The organism is Peribacillus sp. P4_D6 (assembly GCF_056401795.1).
The window spans coordinates 1-3,735 of record NZ_JBFUIQ010000225.1; the positions used below are offsets into that span (position 1 = coordinate 1).

The 3,735-nt window shown below is 43.5% G+C and carries 4 protein-coding genes; all 4 read left to right on the plus strand.

Annotation, left to right across the window (positions count from 1 at the left end; all coding sequences use genetic code 11):
- Positions 1-996: aminopeptidase P family protein (locus AC1DVB_RS25790; protein ID WP_477591628.1), on the plus strand; the 996-nt coding region annotated here is incomplete at its 5' end.
- A gap of 26 nt (positions 997-1,022) precedes the next feature.
- Complete coding sequence (gene efp, locus AC1DVB_RS25795) at positions 1,023-1,580, plus strand: elongation factor P (RefSeq protein ID WP_477591630.1); 558 nt, start codon at positions 1,023-1,025, stop codon at positions 1,578-1,580.
- 734 nt (positions 1,581-2,314) lie between these two features.
- The gene (spoIIIAA, locus tag AC1DVB_RS25800; protein WP_057278798.1) at positions 2,315-3,247 is read left to right on the plus strand and encodes a stage III sporulation protein AA; all 933 of its coding nucleotides are present in this window, start codon (positions 2,315-2,317) and stop codon (positions 3,245-3,247) included.
- The coding region (spoIIIAB, locus tag AC1DVB_RS25805; protein ID WP_477591632.1) for a stage III sporulation protein SpoIIIAB at positions 3,240-3,735 on the plus strand (496 nt) is incomplete at its 3' end. The genes spoIIIAA and spoIIIAB, both read left to right, overlap by 8 nt.

Here is a 3,735-nt window from a genome sequence, read left to right on the forward strand (position 1 = left end):
AGTACATATAACCGCCGATACATGACCAACTTCACGGGAAGTGCAGGCGTTGTCCTCATTTCCCAAAAAGAAGCTAAATTCATCACTGATTTCAGATACGTGGAACAAGCGGGCAAGCAGGCACCGGACTATGAAGTCGTTCAACACAAAGGAACCATCATGGAAGAAGTCGGCAAGCAGGCTAAAGCGATGAACATCGGCAAGCTGGGTTTTGAGCAAGAGCACCTGACTTATGCTACATATAAAGCTTATGAAGCGGCCATTGATGGCCAACTTTTGCCGGTGTCTGGGGTTATTGAGAATTTACGCTTGATAAAGACTTCATCAGAGATTAAGATATTAAAGGAAGCGGCTGCTATTGCTGATGCTGCGTTTACGCATATTCTGGATTTCCTGCGTCCAGGGATTACGGAACTGGATGTATCCAATGAACTTGAATTCTTTATGAGGAAACAAGGGGCAACTTCTTCTTCCTTCGATATTATAGTAGCATCCGGCATAAGGTCCGCACTTCCGCATGGAGTGGCTACTGATAAAATCATCGAAAAAGGCGATTTTGTCACATTGGATTACGGGGCATATTATAACGGGTATGTGTCTGACATCACTCGGACATTAGCGGTTGGCAAGCCAAGTGAAGAACTTATTAATATTTATGACATTGTTTTAGAAGCTCAACTGAGAGGAATGGCTGGGATCAAACCCGGTATGACTGGCAGGGAAGCGGATGCACTAACTCGAAATCTAATTGAAGAAAAGGGATATGGGCAGTATTTTGGACATTCGACCGGACATGGAATCGGCCTTGAAGTTCATGAAGGTCCAGCATTATCCTTTAGGTCTGATATCATTTTAGAACCAGGTATGGCTGTAACCGTTGAACCGGGCATTTATTTACCGGGCGTAGGCGGAGTGCGGATTGAAGATGATACAATCGTTACAATTGACGGTAACGAAGCACTTACTCATTCAACTAAAGAGTTAATCATTCTGTAAACATGTACATGTAGGAGGACAAATTTATGATTTCTGTAAACGATTTTCGCACGGGTGTTACGATTGAAGTAGACAATGGAATTTGGCAGGTTATCGAGTTCCAACACGTTAAACCTGGTAAAGGTGCAGCTTTTGTACGTTCTAAACTTCGGAACCTTCGTACGGGTTCAATCCAGGAGAAAACATTCCGTGCTGGTGAAAAAGTTGCTAAAGCACATATCGAAAACCGCAAGATGCAGTACCTTTATGCAAGTGGAGACAGCCATGTATTCATGGATAACGAAACGTATGACCAAATCGAGCTGCCGGCTTCAAGCATTGAACGTGAACTTAAGTTCCTAAAGGAAAATATGGAAGTACATATCATGACTTTCCAAGCGGAAACTCTTGGTGTCKAACTTCCAAACACAGTGGAACTAGAAGTGGCGGAGACTGAGCCTGGAATTAAAGGCGATACATCTTCAGGCGGCACGAAATCAGCCGTACTTGAGACAGGCCTTTCGGTTCAAGTGCCATTTTTCATCAACCAAGGTGACAAACTATTGATCAATACAAATGAAGGTTCTTACGTATCACGTGCATAAATGAAAGAAGGCCGAGATTAATATCTCGGCCTCAAATTGCAGACAAAAAGGTTTCGGAATGGTTTCATTCCGAAACCTTTTTGATTTTTTATGGGATTGGACTTCATGATGACGCAGATGATCTGCTTCTTCCGTATATTCCTGCCAATATGGAGTGCCACCACTTTCTGAAGGTCCTTACTTTCTGTACAACACTGTGATAAAAATGAACGGGTCCTGCACAAATGCAATTGGATGATTTGTACACACGATATTCCTCTTTAATCTCCATTTTACAAGCTGGCACCAGTTGGTCTAAAGTAATCATTCATGCTGATCGAATCATGATCTGTTTAAAAAGCATCCTCATCTCCTCAAGTTCCCAGTCTGGAAGGTCCGTATGGTCTCATCCCAAACCATGATTTTATAAGAAGACCTGGTTACCCTTCATGTTTTACTTTTTTGGAGTGGAACCCTCACTGGATTGAAGAAATCTKCGRCACTCCTGCCGAATAACTGGCTAGCCGAGACCCCACAGGCGYTTGCGCCGAGGAGGCTTGGCAGRCAGTCGGCGGAAAGGGAGCGGATTTCTGAAATCAACTAAGACTTAGACCGAGATTAATTTCTCGGTCTTTTTTAGATCCAGGAAGTTATAAAAAATCAATAAATGGTCCGTTTCTTTAATAGCCTGTCATCATTGCGTGCTTGTCGGCATATATTTTATTGAAAGTGGTGTATACAGGAGGATTGTCAAAATGGAAACGATTCTTTCTTTTTTACCGAAAAGTTTATACGAGCAACTCCGCGGTATGACACCGATGGTGATCGATAGGATGGAAGAACTGCGAATTCGGGTTGGCAGGCCGCTTGAGGTCATTGTAGGGGGGGAACCATACTTTTTTTCCTATGAAGTGACCCATTCGGATGCAGATCAATTATTGAATAATATAGGTCAATTTTCGTTATATACGCTTGAGGAAGAATTAAAGCGAGGATATATAACCATAGCGGGCGGACATCGGGTGGGGCTTGCTGGCAAGGTGATCCTGGAAAATGGTTCGGTCAAAGCGATCAGGGATATTTCCTCATTCAATATTCGGGTTGCACGTGAAAAAATAGGTGCAGCTGAACCTCTCACTTCATATTTATATGACGGGGAATGGCAGCATACCATGTTGATCGGTGCTCCGCAAACGGGAAAAACGACCATATTACGTGATATTGCAAGAATGATATCCAGTGGTAATGAAAAACTCGGCATTGCCCCTCAAAAGGTGGGGATAGTGGACGAGCGCTCAGAAATTGCCGGATGTGTGCATGGAGTGCCGCAGCTCGAATTCGGAACAAGGGTTGATGTGCTCGATGGATGTCCTAAAGCGGAAGGGATGATGATGATGATCCGTTCGATGTCCCCGGATGTATTGATCGTGGATGAAATAGGCCGTGAAGCGGATACGCAGGCTGTGCTGGAAGCCGTGAATGCAGGTATTAAACTCATGATAACCACGCATGGCCATACACTGGATGAAATCAAGAAGCGACCCATTATCGCTGAAATATTAAAGCAAAACATCTTTGAACGCTTTATTGAATTAAAAAGAAGTAAATCCGGTAGGAGGGGCTACAAAGTCCTTGATGCAGCAGGGGTTCCCATTTACTTGGGAGAAAGTGTGAACCCGCATGTTTAAGTTAATAGGAGCAGCGATAATTATTATAGCGACGACTTGGGCAGGTTTTGAAGCGGCAAAAAAATTAAGTATGAGGCCTCGTCAACTGAGACAGCTGAAAGTCGCCATGCAATCGCTTGAAGCTGAAATCATGTTCGGTCATACACCTTTGAAAGAAGCGGCAAGGAAACTTTCTAAACAGATGGCCAAACCTTTGTCCAGCTTTTTCGAGACATTTGCAAATCGGCTCGATTCAGGTGAAACCACCGTCAAAGAAGCATGGGATGATAGTTTGAAGAAAATATGGCAATCCCTTGCTTTAAAACAGGGAGAATTCGAGATTCTTTCACAGTTTGGGGAGACGCTTGGGAAAAGCGATAAATATCATCAGCAAAAGCAAATCATGCTAACGATGGCACATCTGGAACGGGAAGAAACCGATGCACTCGACCGCCAGGGGAAATATGAAAAAATGATGAAAAGTCTTGGTTTTTTATCAGGGCTATTAT

Excerpts from the sequence above, each read along its gene's own strand:
- spoIIIAA (WP_057278798.1), top strand. The coding sequence starts at position 2,315 with ATGGAAACGATTCTTTCTTTTTTACCGAAAAGTTTATACGAGCAACTC.